At 57.4% G+C, this 25,179-nt stretch carries 20 protein-coding genes and 4 pseudogenes; 14 read left to right on the forward strand and 10 right to left on the reverse strand.

Annotated elements, in window-relative coordinates:
* Positions 1–6: 6 nt before the first annotated feature.
* Positions 7–495, forward strand: coding sequence for an MgtC/SapB family protein (locus ACGYLC_RS17000; protein WP_394424102.1), 489 nt, complete (start codon positions 7–9; stop codon positions 493–495).
* A gap of 157 nt (positions 496–652) precedes the next feature.
* On the opposite strand, the gene ACGYLC_RS17005 is transcribed toward ACGYLC_RS17000, so the two are convergent.
* Complete coding sequence (locus ACGYLC_RS17005; RefSeq protein WP_394424104.1) at positions 653–916, reverse strand: zf-TFIIB domain-containing protein; 264 nt, start codon at positions 914–916, stop codon at positions 653–655.
* Between the two features lie 366 nt (positions 917–1,282).
* Here ACGYLC_RS17005 and ACGYLC_RS17010 point away from each other — a divergent pair.
* Both ACGYLC_RS17010 and ACGYLC_RS17015 read left to right on the forward strand, forming a co-directional pair.
* Positions 1,283–1,759 (forward strand): annotated as a pseudogene (locus tag ACGYLC_RS17010) (transposase); the annotation flags it as partial.
* Positions 1,760–1,912: 153 nt separating this feature from the next.
* Positions 1,913–2,350: a pseudoazurin gene (locus tag ACGYLC_RS17015; protein ID WP_379144439.1), complete on the forward strand. Its 438-nt coding sequence runs from the start codon at positions 1,913–1,915 to the stop codon at positions 2,348–2,350.
* A gap of 219 nt (positions 2,351–2,569) precedes the next feature.
* Here the strand turns inward: ACGYLC_RS17015 and ACGYLC_RS17020 are convergent, their stop codons facing one another.
* Complete coding sequence (locus tag ACGYLC_RS17020) at positions 2,570–5,257, reverse strand: molybdopterin-dependent oxidoreductase (RefSeq protein WP_394424106.1); 2,688 nt, start codon at positions 5,255–5,257, stop codon at positions 2,570–2,572.
* Between the two features lie 203 nt (positions 5,258–5,460).
* On the opposite strand from ACGYLC_RS17020, the gene ACGYLC_RS17025 reads away from it, so the two are divergent.
* Both ACGYLC_RS17025 and ACGYLC_RS17030 read left to right on the forward strand, forming a co-directional pair.
* Positions 5,461–5,943 carry a hypothetical protein gene (locus ACGYLC_RS17025; protein WP_394424108.1) on the forward strand — a complete coding sequence of 161 codons (483 nt, stop codon included), beginning with the start codon at positions 5,461–5,463 and terminating at the stop codon, positions 5,941–5,943.
* 225 nt (positions 5,944–6,168) lie between these two features.
* Complete coding sequence (locus ACGYLC_RS17030) at positions 6,169–6,717, forward strand: DUF2478 domain-containing protein (RefSeq protein ID WP_394424109.1); 549 nt, start codon at positions 6,169–6,171, stop codon at positions 6,715–6,717.
* Between the two features lie 284 nt (positions 6,718–7,001).
* Here the strand turns inward: ACGYLC_RS17030 and ACGYLC_RS17035 are convergent.
* The 4 genes and pseudogenes from ACGYLC_RS17035 to ACGYLC_RS17050 form a co-directional block, all read right to left on the reverse strand.
* Positions 7,002–7,428: pseudogene (locus ACGYLC_RS17035) on the reverse strand (transposase); the annotation flags it as partial.
* A 266-nt stretch (positions 7,429–7,694) separates the two neighbouring features.
* Positions 7,695–8,264 carry a type 1 glutamine amidotransferase domain-containing protein gene (locus ACGYLC_RS17040; RefSeq protein WP_394424110.1) on the reverse strand — a complete coding sequence of 190 codons (570 nt, stop codon included), beginning with the start codon at positions 8,262–8,264 and terminating at the stop codon, positions 7,695–7,697.
* A 31-nt stretch (positions 8,265–8,295) separates the two neighbouring features.
* Complete coding sequence (locus ACGYLC_RS17045; protein WP_394424111.1) at positions 8,296–9,396, reverse strand: glutathione-independent formaldehyde dehydrogenase; 1,101 nt, start codon at positions 9,394–9,396, stop codon at positions 8,296–8,298.
* A 58-nt stretch (positions 9,397–9,454) separates the two neighbouring features.
* Positions 9,455–9,803, reverse strand: a pseudogene (locus tag ACGYLC_RS17050) (transposase); the annotation flags it as partial.
* A 290-nt stretch (positions 9,804–10,093) separates the two neighbouring features.
* Here ACGYLC_RS17050 and ACGYLC_RS17055 point away from each other — a divergent pair.
* Together ACGYLC_RS17055 and ACGYLC_RS17060 are read left to right on the forward strand one after the other, a co-directional pair.
* Positions 10,094–11,026, forward strand: a complete 933-nt coding sequence (locus ACGYLC_RS17055; RefSeq protein WP_394424112.1) for an IS5 family transposase — start codon at positions 10,094–10,096, stop codon at positions 11,024–11,026.
* Positions 11,027–11,507: 481 nt separating this feature from the next.
* Positions 11,508–12,830 carry a Mob protein gene (locus tag ACGYLC_RS17060; RefSeq protein ID WP_394424113.1) on the forward strand — a complete coding sequence of 441 codons (1,323 nt, stop codon included), beginning with the start codon at positions 11,508–11,510 and terminating at the stop codon, positions 12,828–12,830.
* 107 nt (positions 12,831–12,937) lie between these two features.
* Here ACGYLC_RS17060 and ACGYLC_RS17065 read toward each other — a convergent pair whose 3' ends face one another.
* Both ACGYLC_RS17065 and ACGYLC_RS17070 read right to left on the reverse strand, forming a co-directional pair.
* The gene (locus ACGYLC_RS17065; RefSeq protein WP_394424115.1) at positions 12,938–15,598 is read right to left on the reverse strand and encodes a DUF927 domain-containing protein; all 2,661 of its coding nucleotides are present in this window, start codon (positions 15,596–15,598) and stop codon (positions 12,938–12,940) included.
* Positions 15,595–15,954, reverse strand: a complete 360-nt coding sequence (locus ACGYLC_RS17070; protein ID WP_394424116.1) for a hypothetical protein — start codon at positions 15,952–15,954, stop codon at positions 15,595–15,597. Before ACGYLC_RS17070 ends, ACGYLC_RS17065 begins: the two co-directional genes overlap by 4 nt.
* 638 nt (positions 15,955–16,592) lie before the next feature.
* On the opposite strand from ACGYLC_RS17070, the gene ACGYLC_RS17075 reads away from it, so the two are divergent.
* From ACGYLC_RS17075 to ACGYLC_RS17100, 6 genes are all read left to right on the forward strand, one after another.
* Positions 16,593–17,750, forward strand: coding sequence for an AAA family ATPase (locus ACGYLC_RS17075; RefSeq protein ID WP_394424117.1), 1,158 nt, complete (start codon positions 16,593–16,595; stop codon positions 17,748–17,750).
* Between the two features lie 332 nt (positions 17,751–18,082).
* Entirely contained in the window at positions 18,083–18,475 is a 393-nt protein-coding gene (locus ACGYLC_RS17080) for a hypothetical protein (RefSeq protein WP_394424119.1), read from the forward strand.
* 148 nt (positions 18,476–18,623) lie between these two features.
* The gene (locus ACGYLC_RS17085) at positions 18,624–19,250 is read left to right on the forward strand and encodes a hypothetical protein (RefSeq protein WP_394424120.1); all 627 of its coding nucleotides are present in this window, start codon (positions 18,624–18,626) and stop codon (positions 19,248–19,250) included.
* A 291-nt stretch (positions 19,251–19,541) separates the two neighbouring features.
* Entirely contained in the window at positions 19,542–19,922 is a 381-nt protein-coding gene (locus tag ACGYLC_RS17090) for a hypothetical protein (protein ID WP_394424122.1), read from the forward strand.
* Between the two features lie 94 nt (positions 19,923–20,016).
* Complete coding sequence (locus ACGYLC_RS17095) at positions 20,017–20,283, forward strand: alpha/beta fold hydrolase (RefSeq protein WP_394424124.1); 267 nt, start codon at positions 20,017–20,019, stop codon at positions 20,281–20,283.
* The gene (locus tag ACGYLC_RS17100) at positions 20,249–20,776 is read left to right on the forward strand and encodes an alpha/beta fold hydrolase (protein ID WP_394424125.1); all 528 of its coding nucleotides are present in this window, start codon (positions 20,249–20,251) and stop codon (positions 20,774–20,776) included. Before ACGYLC_RS17095 ends, ACGYLC_RS17100 begins: the two co-directional genes overlap by 35 nt.
* Before the next feature lie 214 nt (positions 20,777–20,990).
* Here ACGYLC_RS17100 and ACGYLC_RS17105 read toward each other — a convergent pair.
* Together ACGYLC_RS17105 and ACGYLC_RS17110 are read right to left on the reverse strand one after the other, a co-directional pair.
* A pseudogene (locus ACGYLC_RS17105) lies at positions 20,991–22,216 on the reverse strand (IS256 family transposase).
* A 470-nt stretch (positions 22,217–22,686) separates the two neighbouring features.
* A complete protein-coding gene (locus tag ACGYLC_RS17110) occupies positions 22,687–23,022 on the reverse strand; it encodes a hypothetical protein (protein WP_394424127.1) in 336 nt (111 codons plus the stop codon).
* Between the two features lie 677 nt (positions 23,023–23,699).
* Here ACGYLC_RS17110 and ACGYLC_RS17115 point away from each other — a divergent pair.
* A complete protein-coding gene (locus ACGYLC_RS17115) occupies positions 23,700–25,091 on the forward strand; it encodes a DNA methyltransferase (protein WP_394424128.1) in 1,392 nt (463 codons plus the stop codon).
* The last annotated feature ends 88 nt before the right edge of the window (positions 25,092–25,179 follow it).

Below are 25,179 nucleotides of genomic sequence, written 5' to 3' on the forward strand. Positions count from 1 at the left end.
ACTAATATGGGCCAAGAAATCTGGGCGACCGTCGTTAATGAGTTCTCCGACATACCTGACATAGCTACGATAACGCGTATCACCTTGAGATTGGCACTTGCGGCCCTATTGGGCGGCATTCTTGGATATGAACGAGAACTTAGAGCCAGAAGCGCAGGGGTGCGGACACACATGCTGGTGGCTGTAGGTGCGGCGTTGTTTGTAATCGGCCCGTTGCAAAGTGGAATGCCGATGCCAGATATGTCGCGCATCTTGCAAGGGATCGTGCAGGGCATCGGTTTTCTGGGTGCAGGAGCGATCATCGTCCGGACCACCGAACAGACAATCCAAGGCCTGACCACCGCCGCAAACATCTGGGCAACTGCCGGGATTGGCATCGTTGTTGGCCTGGGGCTGGAGGCGACAGCTGTCCTATCGACGCTAATTTTGCTGATCATTCTGGCCGCGGTCCCTCGTATCTTGCCAATCACTCGGCAAGCTGATCCTAGGGACTAAACTTTACTGGCTCGATCCGATTCTGGCGCATCGTGCGATGAATATCGCGCCGTCGCACTAAGAGTGGTAGCGAAAGGAACGGCCGCAAAGAAAGTCCCACCGGTCCTATCAATGATACTATAAAAGTGGTGCCAGCGAAGCATCTCGCCAATTGAGATCAGAAGTCGAACAGTTCGCTGAGAAAGCTATCTCGCCGCTTCTTTTTGTGAGGTTTCCTGTGGTATTCTTCGCGCTCAAGGGAGCGAAGCTTATCGTCGGGATAAGCCTCCGGCAGCTTTGAAGGATCGGGGATATTTCTTTCAATGATCTTGTCAAGCTCGCCCCGGTCCAACCACACGCCGCGGCATTGAGGGCAGTAATCGATCTCAACACCTGAACGATCAGTCATGATCAGGGAACTTCCATCAATCGGACATTGCATCTGTATGATCTCCTTCGGTTTGAAAACGACTTGGGTGCGGCGGTGGCGAAGGGCAACCTCACCCGCAGCTATTATTCAATTTGGGTGATTAGGGCCGGTTAGTCGGCGATAAAGCGCTCGTGGATGCCTTCTAAAGTCGAGGTATCGCCGAGATCTTGCGAACCCGCCGTTAGTCCCCCCGGCAGGTTGCCTCAGCATGCCCAGATTGGTGGGGTGCCGAATATGTTCGCGCGGCGGGAAGGCGTTCCTTAGCGGCCCGTTTTGGAAAACGACTAGAGTATGTCTGCGCTTCGCTGCTCGGACCATGCAGGCGAAACAGTCCGCGACTGACCTCACCGGTCGATCTTCGCCATGAGGTCCGCCGGTGCGACCGTCCAGCGCTGCCGCGTCCACTTCATGCGCAACGCACTTGCTTGCGTCGGCAAGAAGGACAAGCCAATCGTCACGGCGGCGCTCAGAACCGCCTTCGACCAAAACACGCTGGCCGCATCAAAGGAGCACTGGGCCAAGCTGATCGACGCGTTTGATCCGCGCCATCCTAAGCTCGCGGATTTAATGCGCCGTGCGGAGGATGACGTGCTGGCCTACAAGAGCTTCCCTCGCGAGCACTGGGTCAAAATCCACAGCACCAACCCGCTTGAACGCCTCAACAAGGAGATCAAGCGGCGGACCAACGTTGTCGGCATCTTTCCAAACGAGGCCGCAGTCACACGACTGGTCGGAGCCCTGATGCTGGAGCAAAATGATGAGTGGGCAATCACGCGGCGCTACATGACACTGGAAACCGTCGCCGCCATTTGCGATACTACCCCTATGGACCCGGCGACAATCGCCGCCCTGTAACTGTGGCCAAGCCATGGCCGAAGAACAAAGTTACACCATTCCTTGGGACACTATCGGCCCGTCCTTTGCGCTGGATCAAGGCAGAGGCGCCCGAGACTGCCTATACCACCTCTCAACGGACCCCGATTGGTCCGTTCAACTAGGAGATTACTGATGAAACGCCTGTCCTTCCTTGCCGCCCCCGTTCTGCTCCTTGCCTTGGCCGGCACTGGCTTTGCCGCCGAGCATGAGGTCGAGATGCTGAACAAGGGTGAGGCAGGGACGATGGTCTTCGAGCCTGCTTTCGTGAAAGCCGAGCCGGGCGACGTGATTCACTTCGTGCCCACCGACAAGAGCCACAACGTCGAATCCATCAAGGAAATTCTTCCCGAGGGTGTCGAGACCTTCAAGAGCAAGATCAACGACGAATTCTCTTTGACCGTGACCGAGCCGGGCCTTTACGGCGTGAAATGCACGCCGCACTTTGCCATGGGCATGGTCGCCCTGGTCCAGGTGGGCGATGCGCCCGCGAACCTGGAAGATGCCCAGACCGCGAAGATGCCCAAGAAGGCGCGCGAGCGGCTGGACGCGGAAATTGCCAAGGTGGAATAACCGGGCACAAACCATGCAATGACGGGAAAGGGGCGGCAGATTGCCGCCCCTTTGCGTTTCGCGGTGGCTTGACCGACGATCCCGGAACGGCAGGGGGCGCCTTCGGTCATGGTGCCTGCCGGCCGTGTCCGATGCTGTCCCCATGAAAGGTTCGGCAAAGGTCCGGGGCATTCCTGCGAGTGCGGGGCCAGCCATCCGGCCGACCCCGCACTGTGGGGATCAGTTCGCCACGGCGGCGTCGGATGCGTTGCGCATCAGGAAGTCGGTGACCAGCGCCGCTTCGTCATCATCCAGACCCGCGCGCGGGAACATCGAGGGCGTGATGCCGCGCCATTGCAGCTGGGTGAAGCCGCCCGGATCGCGGGGGCCGTGGCAGACCGTGCAGCGCTGATAGAAGATGCGCTCGCCTTCCTCCATTTCCGCATAAAGCGACTCCACGATATCCGCCACGCGGTCCAAGCCCAGTTCGGATTCGTCGATGGCGGCGAACTGGTAGTCGGTCAGGATGGCCGGATTCTGGTGGGCCTGGTTCGGACGCTCGGCGTCCTCGCATTTGGCGACCGAGGCCACGCAGGTATTGGCGATGGTTGCCTGCGTCAGCCCCGAGGCCGGACGTTCCGAGGTGATCCAGTTGATCTGCCCGGAATTGCAGCGCCCCTTGCTGTCCAGATCCGGCCAGGCCCCTTCATATAGCGACATGACGCCTGGCATGATGTCGTCCGACAGCACCGCCCCGGCGATCACCGCGCCGCGTTCGTTGCGGATTTCCACCAGATCGCCATCGGCGATGCCGCGCGCCTCGGCGTCCTGGCGGTTCATCCGCACGGGTTCGCGCCCGTCGATCTTATAAAGCTCGCGCAGCTTGGCTGAGTTGTCCATCTGGCTGTGCAGGCGATACCAGGGATGCGGGCTGACGATGTGCAGCTGGCCTTCCTTGGCGTTGCCCAGATATTCCAGCGGTTCCTGCCAGACGGGCATGCCGGGGTTGTCGGGCACGTTCATGTCGGCGATGGACGAACAGAACATTTCGATCTTGCCCGACAGCGTGTGCAGCGGGTTTGCCTCGGGGTCTTCGTAGAAGGCGCCGTGGCGCACCCATTTGCGGGCCTCGGGGGGGGCTGGTTGCAGGGCATAGCCCTTTTCCCAGAACTCCTCGAAGGGCGTGGTCTTCGACGCGCCGGTGCGTTCATAGGCCGCGCGGATGTGGTCCATATAATCCACGCTGTCGGTGAACTGCGCCCAGAGACCCATCTTGTCGGCAAGCTCCTCGAAGATCTCGTAATCGCTCATCGCTTCGCCCTGCGGTTCGATGACCTTCTTCATCGCGTAGATCTTGTCGTTGGAATAGGTGCCGCCGACCGAGATGTCGTCGCGTTCCAGCGTGCTTGACGCGGGCAGCACGATGTCGGCCCACCGGACGGCGGCGGTCCACCAGACGTCCTGGCTGACGATGGTGTGCAGCTTGCCGAAGGCTTTCAGCAGCCGGTTCAGGTCCTGCTGGTGCGAGACGAAGTTGTTGCCTGCGTTGTAGATCATCCGGATGTCGGGATAGGTGCGGGTCTGGCCGTTGTAGAAGAACTCCTTGCCGGGATTTTCCAGCATCTCGACGATGCGGCTGGCGGGGCAGAGCTTGTCCACGAGGTTCTTGCCCGCCGACAGCCCCGTGGGCGTGGGCTGGCCCGACTGCGGCATCCCGCCGCTGCCATAGTGCCAGCTGAAGCCGGCGCCTTCGCCGGGCTTGCCGATCTTGCCGATGAGCGCGGCGAAGTTGATGATCGCGTGGTGGGTCAGTTCGCCGTGATGGGCCCGCTGCAGCGACCAGGCGCCGCCGAACTGGGTGCGCGATTTGGCGAAAAGCTCGGCCATCTCGCGGATCTTGTCGGCCGGGATGCCGGTGATGCCCGCGGCCCAGTCGGGCGTCTTGGCGGTGCCGTCATCCTCGCCCTTGACATAGGCGATCCAGCGGTCGGCGCCGGTCGTGTACTTGTCCATGTAGGCGCGGTCTTCCAGACCTTGTTCCAGCACGTGATGGGCCATGCCCAGGAACAGCGCGATGTCCGTGTTGGGCACGATCTGCACCCAGTCCGCATTCAGGTAGGAATCCGACGCCGTGCGCTGCGGGTTGATCGAGATGAAGCGGCAGCCCGCGTCGCGGATCTCGGCCCAGGGGCGGGACATGCCGTGGTCGGCCACGGTGAACTCGATCCGGTTGTTCTTGACCGGGTCGCAGCCGACGAGGACGAAGACCTCGGTGTTGTCGCGCACGACCTCCCATGCGGTCTGGGGCGAATAGACCTCCATGTCACCGATGATGTGAGGCAGGGCCACCTGCGACGCGCCGGCCGAGAAGTCGCCCTGGGTGATGGTGCAGCCGCCGACCAGGTTGAAGAAGCGTTGCTGCATGACGTTCGGGCGGAACGAGCCGGCATTTGACCAGCCGCCGTAGGAGGAGCTGAAGATCGCCTCGTTGCCGTTTTCCTCGATGGTCTTGACGATGGCATTGGCGGTCAGGGCCAGGGCGGTATCCCAGTCGACCTGAACGAATTCCTCCTTGCCGCGCAGTTCCGGCTTGGTGTCTCCCGTCTGCCAGCCGTCCAGGTAGGACTTGCGGACCATGGGATGGAGGATGCGGCTGTCGTCATAGGTGCGGTCCATGACGCCCAGCATCAGCATGTCGGTGGGCTGATGGTCGAGTTCCGTGATCGGAGAAACCGCAGTGATGCGCCCATCCCGCACGACCGCCTCGAAGGGGCCGAAATGCGAGGCATGGAAGACCCGCTGGCCATGCGAGTTCGGGTCGATGGCAGCAAGAGCAGTGCTGCCCATCATGTGGCCAAGGCTGGTCACTCCAACCGCTGCCGCACCAGCCTGCATGAAGCCACGGCGGGAGATTTGAAATGCACTCATGGGCTCATCCTTCTATCTTGTGTCTGCAGTGTTTGAACCTCGCGATGCGCGCGGTCCTTGATCTGGAACAAGACAACAATCACAAACAGGCCTTCTTGTTGCAAGCAAAACACAATGGAAGGTGAAGTTCAACCTCCAGACGGTTGAACCAAAGAGCCATTTATGCGTTCATGACCCAGGAGCGTGCAAAGGAGATGGATGCGATGCGTGTGATGTCTGGTATCTTTGGACCTGCAGCGGTAGCGCTGATCCTTGTTTCGTCGGCGCTTGCCCAGGAAGCCCCCTCTGCTCCAGCCACACCTGACGCTGCGCAGCCCGAGGGTGCGGCACCCGAGGGTTCAGCGCCTGCCAATCCTCACGCGATGCTGCCTGAGTTGACAGGAGGCCCCCTTGGCTCGCCGACTGCCCTGCACGGCAATCCGGTGCCGGGCACCTCGACCTCGATCCCCACAGCCAATCCGGCAACTGTCACACCGCTGCCCGCACGCGAGGGCAAGCCGGTCGAGCGCGAGGATACTGGGATCGATGGCCAGTGCGATCCGGTGGTCAGCCTGAACACCTGCCCGCAGCGGCCCGAGGCCGACGTAACTCAGGCTGTCACAACTGACGTTCCGGATGCTGATGCAGTTGCTCAGCCTCAGACAGGGCAGACCGTGCCTGAAGAGGACAGTGGATCGGGGAACTGACCTGCCGCCGCCTTTCGTGCCCTGCGCTTTGTATCCGATGGAACTGCGGGATGCTCTAGTGTCTTGGGAGAGGGATTTACACCCTGAGGCATCTGCCCTGGAAAGCATCAATCGCCTCAGTCTATGTGACTTTCTGGCGCAGGCGGCGTCACTGGCAGGCACCGGGAGATCGGGCTAGGCTTCACTCGATTTGGCCCGGATCTAGACCGCAGCAAGCGGATCTTCATGCAGCTTGTTATAGGAAAAACAGAAATGTCTCTCGGTTACTTTAGCCTGCCCGGACGCGGCGCAAACGACCGGTTCCTGGCTCAGGTTGCCGCCCGATTGCAGAACCGGGGCCTGAAGCTGGCGGGAACCGTGCAAACCAACATCGAGCGAGCGGATCGGACAAAGTGCGACATGGACATTGTCGTCCTGCCCGATGGTCCGGTCCTGCGCATCAGTGAGGATCGCGGCAACCTTGCTCGTGGCTGCCGCCTGGATGCAGGTGTCCTGGAACAGGCGGTTGCCGGCGTCTCGCGCGCAATGCCCGGCGCCGATCTGCTGATCGTCAACAAGTTCGGCAAGCAAGAGGCCGAAGGGCGCGGCATGGCGCCGCTGATCGCCGAGGCTCTGGAACGAAATCTTCCGGTTCTTCTGGGGGTCAATGGCTTGAACCTACCGGCCTTCCAGACCTTTGCTGGCGGGCTTGAAACCGCTCTCGCGGCTGACATCGATCAGGTTGTCGAGTGGTGTGTGAATGCTGGATGTCATCTCCACGAACCTGCCAGATGAAATCATTCTCAGCTTGATTCTTGGGGAAAAGCGAACTGCTGCTTGAATTGAGATTAATTCCACGCTGACTTCGCGGTCGTGCAGCCTTGACGTGGCTGACGGTGTCGCCCCCTACATCCTTCGGCGGTCCGCGCATGTTTGGTTAGCATCGGGGCCGCGGAGTTATTCTTCAGTTTGCACGCACAGGACCTAAAACGGCCAACCCTTCGCGGCACATATCAAGGGTAATGTGCTCATAAACCGATTGGTCCCGAATAGCTTGTGTCATTCAACCATCCACTTTCGGATAGCTCCTTCAGCCTCTCTCGCAGCTCGGTGTCCGCAGGTCTGGTTGATCTACGTCGATACACACGCGGATCAATCCCGGCCAGGGCACAGGCCCGCCGCTGGTTATAGCTCTTCTCTGTGATGGCCCAGTCCACGGCTTTCCGCCTTGCACCGGGCTTCAGAAGTTTTTCCCAGCATCTCCTTGAGCGTGGCCACATCCAGCATGTGCTCGGCGAGCATCTTCTTGAGCTTCGCGTTCTCGGCCTCAAGCGCCTTCAGCCGTTTGGCCTCCGACACTTCCATGCCCCCATACTTCGAGCGCCACTTGTAAAATGTGCCATCGCTGACGCCATGCTTCCGGCAGAGCTCCTTGGCGCCGATCCCGGCTTGGTGCTCCTTCAGGATGCCAATGATCTGCTCTTCGCTGAAACGGCTTTTCCGCATCGTCTGTCTCCTCGTTTGGAGAACAGGCGAACCTCAAACCCCGGACTTTTCAGGGGAGCACGTCACGCCTAGAAGCCTATCAGCGCCGCCGAGGAGTTCACCGCGGTTGAAGCGACTTAACGTTTAACTACTCGTCCGGCGCGCAGTGTTCGTCTGATACGCGGCATAGCGGATGGCCATCACCACCGCCAATCCGCTACGCCTGTCTCGCGTTGATCTTCTTCCGTGAGCGGGACCTCAAATGGTTTGTCGAGACCGCCCCGTCTCTAATTCCCGGCTGCGATTCTAGCGCCCACACCTGCCGCGACTTGCTCTACGAGTTTGGCACAGAAGGCGGGTAAATCGTTGGGGTCGCGGCTTGTGACAAGGCCGTTGTCGACTACCACTTCCTCATTTATCCATGTACCGCCAGCGTTCTCGATATCGACCTTCAGCGTTGGGTAGGACGTCAAGGAACGCCCCTTAAGCACGTCAGCCTCAATCAATGTCCAGGGTGCATGGCATATAGCCGCAACCGGTTTTTTTTGATCGAAGAAGGCCCAGATGAAACCGATTGCCTCGCCGCTGCCGCGCAGCTTGTCGGCACCGACAGTCCCCCCGGGCACGACAAGGCCATCGAAATCGTCGGCTTTGACCTCGGCAAACGTCTTGTCGATAGTATAGCTGCCGCCCTCGTCAAGATCGCTATTGACTGTGCGAGCCTTGCCCGTTTCAAAACTGACCACGGTCACTTTGCCGCCAGCATCCTCGATAGCTTGCTTGGGCATCGAGAATTCTGGCTCTTCCGTCCCGCGGGGCGCGATCAGAATAGCAACTGTTTTACCTTCCAAAGTCATAATTGATTTCCTATTCCGTCGAAGACTAAGGTCAGGCGCCCGGCTTGAGCAAGACCTTCGTCCAACCATCATCGCGCTCGTCGAAATGCTTGTAGGCGTCTGGTGCCTGATCAAGCGGCAGCCGGTGCGAGATGATTTGGGCAGGATTGGCCCGGCCATGCTCGATAAGGCTCATCAGCCGCCGGTTATAATGCTTCACATTACATTGTCCGGTGCCGATCTTCTGACCCTTGAACCAAAAGTTGCCGAAGTCGAACGCAATCTTGCCTTCCTTCTGGAGATCGTCGGGCGCGTTCGGGTCTTCCGGAACGAACACGCCGACGACGCCGATTCCGCCGGTGGCCTTCGTGCTTTTGACGAGGCAGTTCATCGTGTAATTGCTGCGCTCCTTGCCGTGGCGATCGCAACACTGATACCCGACCGCCTCGACCCCCCGGTCGGTCCCGCGGCCGCCGGTTGCGTCAAGGATCTGCTGGGCGGGATCGCCCTTGCGCATGTCGATCGGAACCGCGCCCATCGCCTCGGCCAATGTCAGGCGGTCATCGTGAGAATCGACCACAAAGATCTGAGAGGCACCGCGGATTTGGGCTGAGTGCGCGGCCATCAAGCCGACCGGACCAGCGCCGTAGATCGCGATGCTTTCGCCGGGCAGGAAACCGGACATTTCGACGCCATGCCAACCCGTCGGGAAGATGTCGGAGAGCATGACATAGTCGTCCTCCTTCTCCTCAGCGTCCTCGGGCAGCTTCAGACAATTGAAGTCCGCATAAGGAACGCGCAGCAACTCGGCCTGACCGCCTTGCCACGGCCCCATCTCGGCAAAGCCATACGCTGCGCCGGCGGTTCCGGGGTTGGTCGTGAGGCAAAACGCCGTCAGACCGCGTTCGCAATTTTCGCAGAACCCGCAACCCACGTTGAACGGCATACAGACGCGATCGCCCGTCTTGATCTGATCTACGGCAGCGCCAACCTCGATGACTTCGCCAAGGTTTTCGTGACCAAAAACCCTGCCCTTCTCGAAGCTGGTACGGCCATCGTACATGTGAAGGTCAGACCCGCAAATGTTGGTGGTGGTCACCCGAATGATCACATCGGTCGGTTTCTCGATCTTGGGATCGTCGACGGTTTCCACGCGTTGACGTCGACGTCATCAGGTTGCTCGTAAGCGGTCGCTGGACCCCACTGTCGGCTTATCTTGACGGCGTGAAGTTCCACGGCAGCAGCATCGTCGATGCGGCTTTGCGGATGGCCGTTGGCGATGGCTGTGAGGGTAGCCTTCAGATAGGCGAAGGGTTCGATGCCGTTGATCTTGCAGGTCTCGATCAAGGAGGCGATGCCGCCTTCGTCGTGACCGGCAAAAAGTGCGTTCTTGCGACTGAGGGCGATGGGTCGGATCAGGTTTTCGACGCGGTTGTTGTCGATCTCGACGCGGCCGTCGGACAGGAAGGTTTGCAGCCCGTCCCAGTGGTTATGGATGTAGGCAAGCTTTCCGCCCAATCGGGACTTGCTGGAGATCTTGCGGCGTTGCGCCTGAAGCCAGTCACCGCCGCCCGCACTCAAGCCTCGCTGGCCTGACACCGCACGAATATGCTAACCGGTCAAACGAAGACCAAAACCCGAACAGAGCTAACTCATAAATGAGGACTCTCTGGGGAGCAGGTCAATCGATTTCGGCAGTGAGATGAACGAGGTGGATGCCTCATACTATGAAGCTCCGTTCGAGTTCCTTCGAAAGGAACACCAAGCAGAGAATGCAAGGCGTAGGGCTTTGTTGCGCAAACGCCGAGTGAGGGATTCATCTCGGGAATCCAGCGTGGTAGCTGGTCTGCATGAGCAGACCCATTCCGCCGAGCTACAAGACCAAGAACTGGCCGGCCTATAACGAAGCGCTGAGGCAACGTGGCTCCCTGACGATCTGGTTCGACCCGGACATGGTGTGGGTGCCCCCGCCAACGGGCAAGCGAGGCAGGCAGCCACAGTATAGCGATGCCGCGATCCAGACGTGCCGGACGATGAAGGTGATCTTCGGCATGGCCCTCCGGCAGACGACCGGGTTCGTGGAGAGCCTGCTCCGCCTGGTCGGCCTCGACTGGTCGGTGCCAGATTTCAGCACGCTGAGCCGGCGCCAGAAAACCCTGGCCGTGACCATCCCCTACCGCGGCTCGCAGGGCCCCCTGAACCTGCTGGTCGACAGCACTGGCATCAAGGCAGAGGGCGAAGGCGAGTGGCATGCCCGCAAGCATGGTGGCGCGAAACGCCGTCTGTGGCGCAAGATCCACATCGGCGTCGACGAACAGACGCTGGAGATCCGAGCCATCGAGATCACGGGTAGCAACATTGGTGATGCGCCCATGCTGCCCGAGCTGCTTGACCAGATCCCCGACGACGTGGAGATCGGCTCGGTCACCGCGGATGGCGCCTACGACACGCGCAAGTGCCACGACGCCATCGCCGATCGGGGCGCCGATGCTGTCATACCGCCACGCAAGAACGCCAAGCCTTGGAAGCCATTGACGGCCGGTGCGATCGCCAGAAACGAGGCGCTGCGCGCCTCGAAATACCTCGGCCGCGCCATCTGGCGAAAATGGACCGGTTATCACCGCCGAAGTCGCGCCGAGACGAAGATGCACTGCGTGAAGCTGCTGGGGCAGAGCCTCATGGCACGCGACTTCGATCGCCAGGTCGCCGAACTCCAGATCCGCGCTGCCGTGCTAAACGGCTACACCGCGCTCGGCATACCTGTCACAGAGCCCATGGGATAAGTCCGTCCGGGGAAAGGGGAGGTCCGGGCTTCACACTCTTTGCGCAACAAAGCCCTCTCGATCCGATTGTTTAGATGCTTGCGGTCAATGTGGCGGATTGCATTCTCAGGCCCGAGTCGGCCGTTTATCTCGCCGATCACTGCTCGTGAAAGCGATTGAGCTAATCGATCTCGTGATGTGAGGTGCTGACGCCGATAAAAACGGTCAAGGGCACATTAGCGCGGTCCTGATCGACGAGAGCGACCCGTTTCTTGATAACCCCCCGTGCCATCAAAAGCTACCTACAGTCTGTCTATATAGATAGAATTTTTGGCCCAGAACCGGGTGCTTCAAATATTGCGATCATTTCGCAAACAGTTTTCCTGAAGAAGAGAATAGCACCCTAAGTATCGTAAAAAATGGGTATACTGAACAGAAACCTTTTCAGATTTTCACAAGATCATCATAGCTGAATAGCCAGGGTATCAAACGGAGCAGACCCATGGCTTATCAGTTCGCTCATATCGAGACGTACAGCGCGCAATCGACGCCCGTCCAAGGCTCGAAAGATCACTACAACAATGCAGATCAGGTTCTGGGCGAGGCAGCTCGGGATCCGCAGTATTCGACACATGTCGATATGCCTTTGCCCGCCAGGCAGTTCTTCGGCACACTCACACTGAGCGACTTCAGAAAGGAATACGTCCGCCTTCGGGCTGAGATGAAGGAAACTGTGAAGCGCAAGGACGGCTCCACCTACGAACGCAAGCTGCGGCAGGATGCGGCGACACTCTATACTGAGATTCATTCCCATCCGCTGCAATCTGCTGAGTTCCTGGCTGACCCTGATACCCATGTTGAGACTATCAGCGCTTGGATGCTGCATGTTAAAGAACACTTCAAAGGCCGCATGCCAGACGGGATCGACTACACCTCAGTTCTGCATCTTGATGAGGCGCATGTTCACATCCACATCCTGGCGATGAACACGGCTGATCCAAAACTTGATGCAAATAGGCTGCACGTCGGGAAGGTTGCCGCGGCCAAATTTCGCGAGGCTCAAGGATCGGATGCAGTGGTGCCCTTGCAACGGCCCAGTATGATCCCGCGGCCCAAAAAGCCCAAGAAACCGCGGCCGGCAAAAAACGCCATCAAGCGAGCGCAGAATGAACTGGCTTACGCGAAGGCGATCGCGGCATGGGAGACGGAGTGCGTCCGTATCAAGGCAAAGAATGCCGAACTCATTCAGGATTGGAAACGCCGCAACGCGCTGCATGTCAAACAGGGCCGCACCGCACGTGGCAAGCCGCAGGTCCACAAGGTTTACGCGGCGGCGATGCGGGCGTTTCAGGACGCGTATTATGAGGCTGTCGGCAAACCTTCAGGTCTATTGCGGGATGGCCCACGCCAAGCGCGCCGGTCAACCAAAGCGCATGCAGCCGACAAAAAGCAGGCCAAGCGCATGGCAGATGAGATCAAACAGTTGAAACAAAAAAACAAGATACTGGTACAGACAGCTGAAGAATTAAAGCTCCGCGCCCAATCCCTCCAGCGGCGTGAAGCTGATTTGACCGAAGCCATCGATGCCATGGGCCAGATGATGGAGGCGGTGGAGACAGGAGAGAGCAAAGTGGTAAACGGCAAACTCTATCTGTCGCGGCGGCCCGCATTTTTTGATCACGCGCCATCCTCTACCTCCGAGAAGGACGCACCAGCAATGATGCTGGTGCGCAGGTTTATCCGCCTTATCGTCAAGCACCATGCAGGGCTCGGCGGACGCGACATGGGGATTGAGCGGGTGGGAGAGGGTCCCGTAGCTGAGTAGAGGCGCCCAGCACAGATGAACGTCTCAGCGACGCAGGTTCGCCGAAGACCGCCCGGCAACAGCACGATGCCGAGCGATCTTCAGGATGTCGCGCCCGGCCCTACCCCTCAGTCGGGTTTGTCGTCTTTGGAATAGAGCGCATGGGGCAAGAAGACATAGACGCGGCTGGTGCCGCTGCGTTCCGGAAGCCGGACGTTTTTCTGAAGATGCCCCCCCTCCCCTACGATCAACGCGCCGCGCTCCCGGGCAACGCGGAGCATGATTTCGGGACTATGCCCGGCGCAGACTTCCGAGCGGAAGGCTTCGGGCGTGACGTAGAGCACCGCATTGCCATCAACACCTACCGTCCGATAGCCGCAGCGGTCACGGACGTGGCCTTCCCCCTCGCGCTGAACGCCCTGGTCCGAATTGGGATCATCAAGCACCGTGATTGCCTCAAAGCGGGAACGCCCGTAAAGCTCAAAAAACGTCCGAAGGGCGCGCAACGCATCCCGCTCCTCTTCAGATTGGGATGTCCCCCGTGCATCTTTCCAAGCGCTGAAACAGATCACCGCAGCATTGAAGGCCGCCTCTGCGCGCCAGGGCAAGACCCCAAACCGCACGGCAAGCTCACCCGCTGCCGCGACCACACCAAAACGACCCGCGACGCGTTTCACCTGCGGATCATCGGTTTGCTCCGTCACGGCCTCGATGAAACGTGTTTTGATATCCTCAGCCGCTTTGATGTGGGCACCCAGGTCCGACACAAGATGTGTGATGAACTCAGGCGCGGCGTGGCCATAGACACGGCGGGCCTCGCGACCAATGTGTTCTGCCATCGCGCGCTCATTCTCAAAACATCCGATGTCTTCAAAACTCTGATCTTCCGCCACTTCAATCGGGATATCGACCATCCGAACGGCAACACCTCCGGTATAGCGCTTGTTCGCACCACGCGCAGTTGAGCGCATATGCACAACGGAAGAGGTCTCGCCCGAAGACAGGGTCATCACCCGCCACTGAACGCTTTGGCGCGCCGATCCCACAACAGTTGCGCGTCCCTTTCCATGACCGTTTGCAAGCATATAATAGAGATCAGCGGCAAGGTCGGGATTGGACACGCCCAACTCATCCAAAGCAACCAGACTATCATTATGATCGGCCGCCGTCGCTTCCGCACTATTGCCCGTCCGCAGCCAACTCTGGACAAATCCATCAATCCCGCCCCCGCCAAAGACGGATCCCGCCAGCACCAAGAATGTCGTTTTACTGCGGGACGAACGACCATACAGATGGAACCCGCCACCGCTCTCCCCCATCGGTTTCAGCAGCACGGCGGCGAAGGCAACGCAGAGAGCAAAAGCGGCCCGCGAGGACCTCTCAACCAAACTGGCAAGGGCGCGCCAATCTTCTGCCTGACCAGCCTTGGCAAAAAAATGCTTCTTATCGCCCATGTCGATCTTGATCCGGCGCGGCTTATCCGGCGGCGAGATCACCCCCTGCGGAAGGGCAAAGCTATCACCAATCCAGCCAGGGCGGTGCGTGATCTCAATAATGTCGGGCGCATCAGACTGACTGATGAAGTCGGCCAATGCGAGCCTTCCGGCGCGGTCGTTGGGGCACTGGAACCCATGCTCGGCCAGCATCGCGCGCACTTCCTTCCCATCACCAACCGAGAGGCTATTGGGCAAGAAGACGGTCGCATATGTCCCGTCAGGACGCGGAAACACCACCATACACCCCCAACCCGTCTCGCCGTCAGCCATGCGCCCCTGCCCGACCACTGCAATGGGTGAGCCGGCAAACGTCCTGACAGGTTCTCCCCGCCCCGTGAGACCGTGTTTATACAAGCCTCCATTGGTAAGCCCGTAGCCTTCCGGGAAATTCGGCGTATAGCCCCACTCCTGTTCGAGATACGCCAGGAAAGGATTTCCTTCGGTGTCCGCTTCGCCGGTCGAGGGGTTTTCTTCCTCACGAGAGGCGTCCGCAGGCGTCCCAGCTTTGAGGGCCGGCTCTCCTGACAACGTCTCTTCAATGGGGGCGATGCGCTCCTGGGGGGCCACGTTAGCCTCAAAGGCAGTGCTCATCAGCTTCGGATGCGCGTCCAGAATCTCTTTGAAGCGCGCAACAGACAAACCATCGCGGATGGCATCAGCGATATCAAACCCTTTCGGCGCATCTTCCGACACGCATGCGCCAAGGGCTGCAATATCAAGCACCCGCACCCGTTTTGCGCCTTTATCAATCAAGATCTCCGTCAAAACTTTCACCGCCGCCTGGCCCGAGTCATCATGGTCCGGGAAAACCACAACATCACGGCCTTCAAGCGACGAGAAGTCGGTCCTCTTCACAGCGTTTGCGCCCCCTGCCCAGGTGATGCTGACACAGTCGGAAAAAGCCGCCTTTACCGCATCCGCGCATTTCTCCCCCTCGCTCATGACGACCAAGGCATTAGGGCGCTGATTGAGGTCGAGCAGGTTATATACCGGCATCGGGACCTCCATACCCTTGCGGGCCCATACAGCACTCCCATCGGCATTCTGCCAAAACGTATGGGGAAAAAACGTCTTCTTGATCTGGCCCGGCTTCTCGTGATCGGACCGTTCATAGCGGGCGATCATCATCGCCTTCGTGCCGTTCTCCCAATAATACGGGTAGCATGCCACAAACGAAGGCTGGCCAGAAAGATCCGGCCAGGCGGTTTCCGGCGGGATCTCAACTACGATCTGCGCATCCGGCGCGAGTTCCCGGACAACAGGTGCAGAGCGGGAGGGAGACATATCGTTCATGACGGCACCCCCAGGTCTTTTGCCAAGGCACGCGCTGCTTCGATCTGCGACAAATCGTTGATGTAGGCGTAATAGCTGATCACATCGCCGCCACGATCACCAGTCGCAAAATCTGCCCACTTTCCCGAAATCAGATTGATGCGGAAAGACCCCAAATTGTTGTCGGCACGGGTCGGGTTGAGTGCCACATACTCATGCCCCTCTTTACGCCCCTGCCCCAACCAGTAAGCGCACAATCCCTCCAGCTGGGGCAAGGCCACGGCGTTGACTTCCTGAAAAATGTTGCGGTTAAAAGGACGATGCGGTTTTCCGGTGGGAACCTTGGTCCTGTTCTCGTCGTTCAAAGAATGTTTCATGAACACACTCCATTGTTCGCAGGCGAATATTGCTTGCGGGTCAAAAATATGAGACGGTTCAGGAAGAAGACCTGATGATCAGGTGGATGTGATTGGCGTTACGCCACCTGGTCGCTTCTTCCAGCTTCGGCTCGGTTCGTGCCATTAATGTCAGGAGAACTCTGGGCGTTCGCAATACGGCTTGAGACGCGCGATGTCCCTATTCTGTGGATATGGGTCCCTATGGGCGAATATCGTCAGGTTTTTGCAACCCGAAGGAGAAGTCCCGCCCCCAATCTGAAAACCTGCGGCCTACCTCCCGGTAAAAATCCGTATTTTTCAAAACAAACGAACCTGTTCCCAGTGTTCCCACTCACTCCTGCTATATAGAGCCTTCAATGAAGGTCTCCGTTTCCTCCATCACCCCCTTCTTATGCCGTCATCCTAAGGCTGACGGGTGGGAACGTGGGAACAGGGACGTCTCCATGCGACGATCATCGGCACAGCCTGCTTGATCGCGCTGGCATTGGTAGATAGGATGTTTCTATTCGCACTCCTCAAAAACCCCGGCCGGGGTAAGCGCTACAAAGCGCATTTTGCCTGATCTCCCAATATAAGCGGCTACCGAAACTCGGCGCAGATCAGGCCGGAGAAGCGGAATGCAAAAGAAAATTAAGATTATTCAGATCCGCCCCCCAAAGCCGGATCCCGAAAAGCTCGGCGCGGAGCTGATTCAGAGGCGGCTTGCGCGGACCCGTCATCAGATGGAGCAAAGCCAGCCGGTGGCCGATTGGCTCGAGGTTGCGATCGCGATGTGGCGAATGCGGCAGAGTGACGTTGAAAGCATCAATGGCCCGCTCACGAAACCGACGGTGTTCGATTACCCACACTACCCCACCCGGCTGCCCTCAACAGATCGGGCGCGGATCATGACGTGGGTGCAAACCCGCGTATCTGTGATGCCGCCCGGAACTCAACTCCCATCCAAAATACCTTCCGAGGAGCGAGACGCGCTAGCGGCGGCGGCGCGCGGCATGCGTGCAGTGTATCTGACAGAGCATCAGATCGACGAAGCTTTTGCTTCTGTGCATAAAGAATTTCCTTGGCTCGGACAGGCCACAGAAAACGCATGGCGGATTGCTCTGCGCCGCGCAAAGCTAGGCTTGCCTGTTGGTGTAGGAGCTATGCTGCTATACGGCGCGCCCGGCCTGGGCAAAAGTGCCTGGGCGCGTGCGGTCGCCCAGGCTCTGCAGGTGCCCTCCGTCGAGATTGATGTTGGAGCAACCGGCGGTGTCTTTGATATTCAGGGAGTCGCGCAGGGCTGGGGATCGGCGAGCAAAGGGAGGGTCATATCTACGATGATCTCCGAACGCCTCGGGAATCCGCTGGTCATCCTAGACGAGCTGGATGCTGGCAGTAACGCGGCGGGATCGACCCGCGGATCGATCCCCGGATTGTCGAAAATTTTAATGAGTATGATTGAGCCTTCGACGGCCGCGGCGTGGACCTGTCCTTACTTTCAAGTTCCGATCGATTTGCGCCACGCATCCTGGATCGCCACTACAAATAATTTTGCGCATATTGAGCAGGCGCTCTTGGACCGAATGGTCATAGTGGACGTGCCAGATCTGACCCACCAACACCTCCTAAGGTTTGCTGAACGCGAAGCCGAAAAGCGCTTTGATGGAGAGATCGCGGGGGTGATCGTCGCACAAGTCGATAAAGGTCTAAAGCAGGGACATCGCCTATCGTTGCGACACGTAGTGCGGCTGCTGGATAAAGCCGAAGAGGCCGCGGATCGCCCAATGCTGCATTAAAGAGATTGTTAAACGCAGTTAACATTTTTGGCAAATACCGTCGAATTGTTAACTGCGTTTAACATTAAGGGTATCCTGGACCACATGAAAATGGAGCACAGGTGTTACATTAAACGGTTTAATGGTCCATCTGTGCCTCATTCGACCATCTTCTGCGCGATAGCGGTGAACTGTCACCACCGGTCAAAGCCATTCACTGCGCTAATAAAATGCGGTTTGGGAAATATTTTTTCCGAAGTTTGTTTGACGCGAATGGCAGCGGGATGGTAATATAAATAACTGAAATAATTTATGAAAAGGGAAATTTGCATGAATCTTTATGGAGAAAAAAGATGCAAATCCCCACCCAGATTGCCCAAGCTATTGCGGTCATCTGCATTGTCGCAGCTCAAGTCTATGCCCTCCTTGATCAGCTTGAAGCGGGCGTTCTAAGAGATGCTTGGAGCATATTCGAAATAATAAAGTTGCAGATCGTTGGCCAAGGTGCCGCAGCTGCAATCGCACCAAGCGGGTTCCGTTTTGTGGCTTTGGCGCTGGCAAGCTATCTAGCAATCGCGCTTGCCCTCGTGCTGATCCCTGCATGGGCCACAGTCGTGTATCCGGTGATGACAGTGATCGCTTGGAGCAATGGGCACCCCAGCCTCGCCATCACTTTCGTCGGCCTGACGCTCTATGTAGTGGTATCCTACTATGCCATTCTGTTTCTGCTTGCCGTCAGACTCTAAGCGGATGCGGCTGATGTCGCCATCTATATCTTAGGAGGCGACACTCGTTACCTATGGCCGCAAAAACCTCCATCAGGAGGCCTGAACCACAAGCGCAGAGATTTCGAGGGCATGACCAATCTGCACTACATAAAGCAAGGATATTTCGATGAAACTTTTCAATACTGTTTTTATTGCAAGCGCGCTTGCCGCATCCTTTGCGCAGGCGGAAAAGCGGATAGATGGCCTCGTGACGATCACGCCAGAGTGGCACGAGGCGATTGCCGCAGGAGAGTGCCTAAACCAGTCCGGCTTCGGCCCATGTGCCGCTGCCGATACCTTTGGACCCGCGCCGAACGGTCACATCTATCAAGGACCAACCGAGGAAACCTCACGCCTGCTTACCCGCTTCAACATTTACAGCGAAGAGTGTAGGGGCGCTGTCGGTCAGGCCAACATCGAAGGCTGGTGTGCCAAGAGGGATGAAGCCCGTGAAGGACTGGCGGCGAATGGTGTCTGCCTAGGCGATAATGGCTTTCACCTTTGTGCGCCGGTGACAGAGGGCGATCTGCCAATTTTCGGCACATGGAACTGTGGCGGGACGACTACGGTGATTGATGCCACCACCTACACGACCGTTCAGACGAGGCGCATTGAACAGATCGAGGAATCGAACGGAAGTTTTCTAATTTCACTTGATGACGGATCCCGGTTTGCTGCTTTCGACGTAACGGCAACATTCTTTGTCTGGCATTCTCCGCAGAGCGGGGACACATTCGCCTGTCGAAAGAAATAACCGCACCAGTCACATTGATTGCGCGGGTCATATTATCCGCCCTTAACGCACCCAGCATGATGGTGCCGAATTATTCTGAGAAAATTGCAGAAGTTAGAACCGCCAAGAATTCTTAAAATATTTCAGATATTTGCCGAATTTCGGAATTTTGACTGGTTAATACACAGAAAAAGGTAGAAAAAGTTCAGCTTTCCACATTTTTATGCAGATGAAACCTAGCGCGATCAAAAATCCTACATATGAAACATTCTAGAGCCACAGAAAATCTGTTGGCAATAGAAGGATGAACTCATGAAAGTTTACTATAAGCGCGGTTTTGATCCGGTGACCGTACACGCAAATATCGCAGGTGTGCATACTCCTAGCCTCACGGAAGTAGAGGCCGCTATTCTGGCGGCTGTCACCAGTCGCTTGAACCATTTGCCGAAAAAATGGCGGTCAGGCGCCAGCGTCACCTATCTCTCTGCAGGTGCTGATACCAGGGCATACCGGTTCCCGGTGAACGGCATCAAGGTTGCCGCCACGTTGACGACCACGGGTATCCGCGTGGATCAGATCACGCGGGAAAAGCGCTACCCCAAGACGCCTCAGCGTGTGCAGATTGCACTGACCGATGCTCAGACTAAAATCATCGCTGAGAATGCGGTAAAATATGCGCTTAGTGCCGCGTGATTGCCAGGTAGCTCACAATGATCTTGTCTTCGCATACACCGCTTCCGGCCCATTCCTCAGCGCTTGAACTGCCTCCGCTGAGGAGGGAGCCCTCATGAACAAACTGTTCACGTCTTCGCATGAGGTCGCAATCCTCGAACGCGGGCCGGTGGATGGCCGTGTCGTTTTCTTCCTCCACGGTTTCCCGGATGACGCCACCGGATTTCTTCCGATCATGAATATGCTCGCCGATCAAGGCATCCGCACCTTCGCCCCCTACATGAGGGGGGGGGCCTACGACGTTTCGGGACGAGGCAATGTCGCGTTCGGGAGATACAGCATCTCTGATGGTGGATGTGCTCGAGATCATGGATGCGCTTGACATCGATAATGCGATGTTTGCGGGCCACGGGTGGGGAGCACGGGTCGCCCAGGGGCTTGCGGCACTTTATCCTGAGTATGTGGAGTGCCTTTTGAGCTTTGGGAGATACGCGCTCACGGCACCAAACAAAGAACTTTTGCCCCCCTATTCAACCTCGGAAGCGCACTGGTTTGAGCACCTCTTGAATACGTCATCTGCCGAGAAGATCCTTGAAGAGGATATGGAAAGGTCCGCAAGGTATCTTTGGGCCATCTGGTCACCAGGCTGGGATGCGACAGAACGTGAAATTGCGTTTGCGGGCGTTGTAAAATCGTTCGTGACCCCGGATTTCGTCGAGATCGTCCTGTCCGCTTATATGGAAAAAGGAGGCGATCCGCGCCTTTCAGATATCCAGGCGTCACTTTCAGAAAGACCCAAAATCACCGTGCCCCACTACAATCCTTCGGGGAGGCCAAGATCCACTAGAGTGCCCGGCAGATGCCGCCAAGGATGAAATGTGCTTCACATCAATCAGCCAGAAAATCACCCTGGCGAAAATAGGGCACCTGGTTCATCGAGAAAAACCCGCTGCTGTTGCAAAGGTGCTGCTGAATATGATGTGAGGGCGCTTGAAGAAGACTGAAGTCTTGCGAATAGAGGCGGGTTGTGTCTCGAATCTGGTGGAAATTCTCCGGCGGCGTTCTCCGAGCATGTGGATTTGGGCCTGATCAAGCCGCGAGGTCAAGGCTGACCGGAGCGATGGGCTGAGCCAAGGTTTCCCAACCATCCACTTTGCGCATCTGGATCTGGCCCGATGCCATCAGCGCCCAGAGAAGCATCGGCACGGTTTCAGCGCAGGGCAGGACGGTCTGGGTCTTGATGCGGCGGCGGAACTCCTCGTTCAGGCGCTCGATGGCGTTTGTCGTCCGCGCCGACTTCCACTGTGATGGGTCCAGCCGCGTAAAGGCAAACAGACGGTCCCCGGCCTCTTCGAGGCTGTCCGCTACCGCGCGGCATTTCAACCGCCATTTGCGTAGGAAGGCCTTGCGACGGCTTTCAACTTCGGCTGCAGTGTTGGCATAGATCATGTCGCGGTAATCCTCGGTGAGTTCGTCCTGCATGCGTTTCGGGCGTGGCCGAGAAGATTACGGTGCTTGTGAACCGTGCAGCGCTGGATCGGTAGCTCCTCGCCCCAGAGCGCGACGAGTGCCGCCTCCAACCCGGGGGCGCCATCGACAATGACAAATTCCGGTCGCTTCAAGCCTCTCGCATCAAGATCGCCGAGAAACTCACCCCAGGCTGCTTTGCTCTCGCCGCCCATATTCTTGATGGAAAGCAGCACTTTCTGTCCGTCCCGGCGCACGCCTATGGCAGCCAGCACCGATATGTTCGTGGCTTTCTTGTCGATGCGTGTCTTGATCACGGTGCCGTCGAGGATCAGCCGCACGATGTCTTCATCGGCCAGGTTGCGCGTAACCCAGGCGTCCCAGTCGACTTTCACCTTGCGCCAGGCGCGGCTGACCACATCCTTGCTCACCGCCCCTTCAAACAGCCCATACAGCGCCCGTTTCACACGCCGCGTGTTGGTCCCGGCCAGATAGACCGAAGCAATCAGGGCCTCAGCCTTCTTGGTGAGCCGCTGATAGCGCGGCAGCGCCTTCGAGCGCCATTCGGTAATTTTGCCGGTCTCATCGATGGCGCGGGCGCGTGGAACGCTCACCGTTTCCGCGCCGAAGGTGCCGACAAGCTGACGCTCGCGATGACCGTGTCGGTAGCCCGTAGGTTTATTGGAGCCCCGATCATAACGGCAGCGCCCCAGAAACGCGTCCAGCTCCTCTTCGAAGACCGCTTCGATCGTGGCACGGATATTCTCTCGTAGCCGATCCTCGATCGGATCGTAGCCCGCTTCATTGGCCAGTAGCGAAAGCGCGGCAATATCGGTATTGTTCTTCATGGTGTGATCTCCCTGGCGGTTGCTGCCGCCGGTTGGGTGCGTTCAAGTTCACCCGGAGATTACGCCACCTTCAAATTTCCACCACCTTCGCGACACGACCTAGAGGCGCACTCTCATCGGATCTTTTACGAGTAACTAAAATTGTAAGTTTACATGAAATATTGCTTGCAATAGTTTGTAGGTAGAAGTATGGTTAATTTGTCTCAGGGACGGCCCTCCGCCGGATGGGCGGCTTAGAAAATACTCGACGTTAGCTTTACAACGTTTGCTTGCCCCTGATGATCGCCCTCAGCGAAAGCTGAGGGCGTGCCCCCGCAAAGGCGGGGATAGATCAGACAAAGCACGCTCAGGCGTGATTGATCGAAACGTCTTGTCTGTGCTTACAGGCAGTAACTGGCGTTCTGGCCCCGCAAAGGCGGGGAATACCAGAAAGGGGCTGTGGAAACGCAGCCCCTTTTTTTATTCCATAGTCACGATCTCAAGCGATCAAGCGTTATAGACATATTGTATTTCCGGAGCACTGCTTCAGTCGCATCGTCATCATCGTGGATCCAGCCGCGGGAAAGCAATAGCTGCATATCCTCTGGATCATAAGCCAGGCCGTGCTTCTTGATAGCAGAGAAAATCTCCTTGGGGGTCATCCCAAGATCATATCCGATAAGATACGCGATAATGCGGGCGTGATCGGTTAAAGCGGCAGTCGCGGCATCAAAAGCTTTACTATCCTCCTCGCGAATCCAGACGGATCTTTGCACAAGTCCTGCCTCTTTCAGATTTTTGCGCCGCTCGGCCGATGCTGTTCGCATCGACTCTTTCTTGCTCTCGGAGTAAGACATTGTTCCCCTGAATGGATAGAAGTAACCCGCATTTACAAAGTTACCACACACGCAGCCCGATATGAAACTGGTAAATGGGGATCCTCGCCGCACAGCCCCAATGCCCCAGGGACAATCGCCGCGCTATCGCTGCGGCGAAAGCTACGCAGCTTTCGCCGAGCAATAGCCTCAATCGCTTTCAAAGGTTTCTAGCCACCATCTAGAATATTCCATCCCGAGCGCTGCGCGCGGTGCGCACACGCGGGTCCAAAACGGCAGCCCGGCACTCTCAAACGCGTGATAATTGTTACAGAATGCGCTTATCTCGAGGTGGGTTGAAAATTTATTTTCTCTAATTTCTCATCTTATTTTGTTTTGATCACCTGAATTTTTAACCTCGACAATTGATGGCTTCGAGCCACCGCTCAACAAAATTTTTCCCCTTTCGGGAAAGGTATTTTCTGCGACGGGGGCACAAAAAACTGCGCCTTCCGCTATGCTATCTGCTTGCGCGAAATCGATCCATCTCACTGATTTACATATAAAATATGCAGGTCATATTTTCCAATCTAAACCTTGCGAGGTCTCTTTTCCCTCTTATGAACTTGAGAGGCCCGTTGGCGGGCTCTCACAATCGGCAACCAGCCGGTCAAATCTAAGGAAACGATATGAGCTCGCAGAAAACCGAAACCTTTCTCTCACTCGAGAAAAAGCCCAAACCCGCAACCGACACCACGCCGCGCCTCAGTCTCGAAAAAAAGCGTCACAATACCAGTGCGAATATTGAGGATGCGGAATTTCCCCTGCCTCCCGTTGAAGCAACGCATTCCTCGCAAAGTTTTCAGCCGCCTTTGTCAAATGGTCCCGATGCGCTTCAGTTCCTGACGGACATTCGCGAGGCCAGCGATCATGGTAAGCTCACGCATACCTATATCGAGGATGATACTCCTTACTACTGCGGCGCATTCTATAAAAGCGGTGGCGCACGTCCTTATGGTTTGTTTGAGTTCCCGTATCGGGCGTCGTTCAACCCGTTTTTGCCCGCGTTCTTCATCAATGCCTTGTCCCACGAAGGCGATATTATCCACGATCCTTTTGGCGGGAGCGGAACAGTTGCCATCGAGGCCGCCCGTAGGGATAGGATTGCATACAGCTCCGATATCAACCCGTTGAGTAAACTGATCACTGCGCCGCGTATCGGCTCGGACGTAACCCTGGAAGCTGTCGCCGAGGCTCTTGAGACCGTCGACTGGGAAAACGGAGAGCTCGCGGCACTGGACCTGCCTTGCGAATTTTTCCATGAGCAAACCGCTCGGCAGTTGCGGATCCTGCGGCATTGGTTGGAGGTGCATGCCCCGCTCCGCGGATCGGCCAGGGACCCCATCGCCGCATGGATCTTCATGGTCGTCCTGGCCCGCCTCACCGGGCATTCTGCAGGGTTCATGAGCGGCTACACCCTTCCGCCCAACCAGGCAACGACTGTCGCAGGGCAGCGCCGGATCAATGAAAAACGTGGAGAGACACCTCAGGTAAAGGACGTGCAAAGCATCATCCTCAACAAGACCGCTTCTCTGCTTCGGAATGGGACACCTTCATTCAACAGGGAGCATAAAATTGAAGTGGCACCCGCCTCTAACACCCCTTGGATCAAAGCCGAAAGCGTCTCTCTGGTCGTGACATCGCCGCCCTTCAGCACGGTCGTCAACTACGGCGCCGAACATTGGCTTCGGTTGAAGTTCGCCGGGATCGAAAGGGATAGCATTGCATTCTCACATATCGCATCACTCGCGGATTGGACCGCAATGATCCGTGAAACGCTTATCGAGCAGATCCGGGTCGTCAAACCCGGCGGATACATCGCCATGGAGGTTGGCGAAATCAGGCGCGGCGCCGTCAAGCTCGAGCGTCTGGTTTGGCACGCAGCGGAGGGCCTGCCCTGTCGCAGGCTCGGGGTCATCGTCCATGACGCCAAGTTCACCAAATCATCCCACATTTATAACGTCACCAATGGTCAGCGTGGCACCAATACCAACAGGATTGTCCTCTTGCAGCGGATGTGAATTTGGAAAACTGCCCTCCGTGTGAACGCCTGAACATAGTTCCACGGAGGGGTGGCTCTCACTTTCGCGTCGGTCTGTGCGACCCTTC

This window comes from Sulfitobacter sp. 1A12157 (assembly GCF_043557345.1).
In the GTDB taxonomy this organism is placed as follows: domain Bacteria; phylum Pseudomonadota; class Alphaproteobacteria; order Rhodobacterales; family Rhodobacteraceae; genus Sulfitobacter.

What these genes read in the sequence shown, in the direction of transcription:
- ACGYLC_RS17005 (WP_394424104.1), bottom strand. Translation starts at nt 916, where the DNA reads ATGCAATGTCCGATTGATGGAAGTTCCCTGATCATGACTGATCGTTCA.
- ACGYLC_RS17015 (WP_379144439.1), top strand. Translation starts at nt 1,913, where the DNA reads ATGAAACGCCTGTCCTTCCTTGCCGCCCCCGTTCTGCTCCTTGCCTTG.
- ACGYLC_RS17075 (WP_394424117.1), top strand. Translation starts at nt 16,593, where the DNA reads ATGCAAAAGAAAATTAAGATTATTCAGATCCGCCCCCCAAAGCCGGAT.
- ACGYLC_RS17060 (WP_394424113.1), top strand. Translation starts at nt 11,508, where the DNA reads ATGGCTTATCAGTTCGCTCATATCGAGACGTACAGCGCGCAATCGACG.
- ACGYLC_RS17000 (WP_394424102.1), top strand. Translation starts at nt 7, where the DNA reads ATGGGCCAAGAAATCTGGGCGACCGTCGTTAATGAGTTCTCCGACATA.
- ACGYLC_RS17085 (WP_394424120.1), top strand. Translation starts at nt 18,624, where the DNA reads ATGAAACTTTTCAATACTGTTTTTATTGCAAGCGCGCTTGCCGCATCC.
- ACGYLC_RS17100 (WP_394424125.1), top strand. Translation starts at nt 20,249, where the DNA reads ATGGTGGATGTGCTCGAGATCATGGATGCGCTTGACATCGATAATGCG.
- ACGYLC_RS17020 (WP_394424106.1), bottom strand. Translation starts at nt 5,257, where the DNA reads ATGAGTGCATTTCAAATCTCCCGCCGTGGCTTCATGCAGGCTGGTGCG.
- ACGYLC_RS17080 (WP_394424119.1), top strand. Translation starts at nt 18,083, where the DNA reads ATGCAAATCCCCACCCAGATTGCCCAAGCTATTGCGGTCATCTGCATT.
- ACGYLC_RS17095 (WP_394424124.1), top strand. Translation starts at nt 20,017, where the DNA reads ATGAACAAACTGTTCACGTCTTCGCATGAGGTCGCAATCCTCGAACGC.
- ACGYLC_RS17025 (WP_394424108.1), top strand. Translation starts at nt 5,461, where the DNA reads ATGCGTGTGATGTCTGGTATCTTTGGACCTGCAGCGGTAGCGCTGATC.
- ACGYLC_RS17065 (WP_394424115.1), bottom strand. Translation starts at nt 15,598, where the DNA reads ATGAACGATATGTCTCCCTCCCGCTCTGCACCTGTTGTCCGGGAACTC.
- ACGYLC_RS17115 (WP_394424128.1), top strand. Translation starts at nt 23,700, where the DNA reads ATGAGCTCGCAGAAAACCGAAACCTTTCTCTCACTCGAGAAAAAGCCC.
- ACGYLC_RS17090 (WP_394424122.1), top strand. Translation starts at nt 19,542, where the DNA reads ATGAAAGTTTACTATAAGCGCGGTTTTGATCCGGTGACCGTACACGCA.
- ACGYLC_RS17040 (WP_394424110.1), bottom strand. Translation starts at nt 8,264, where the DNA reads ATGACTTTGGAAGGTAAAACAGTTGCTATTCTGATCGCGCCCCGCGGG.
- ACGYLC_RS17055 (WP_394424112.1), top strand. Translation starts at nt 10,094, where the DNA reads ATGAGCAGACCCATTCCGCCGAGCTACAAGACCAAGAACTGGCCGGCC.
- ACGYLC_RS17030 (WP_394424109.1), top strand. Translation starts at nt 6,169, where the DNA reads ATGCAGCTTGTTATAGGAAAAACAGAAATGTCTCTCGGTTACTTTAGC.
- ACGYLC_RS17070 (WP_394424116.1), bottom strand. Translation starts at nt 15,954, where the DNA reads ATGAAACATTCTTTGAACGACGAGAACAGGACCAAGGTTCCCACCGGA.
- ACGYLC_RS17110 (WP_394424127.1), bottom strand. Translation starts at nt 23,022, where the DNA reads ATGCGAACAGCATCGGCCGAGCGGCGCAAAAATCTGAAAGAGGCAGGA.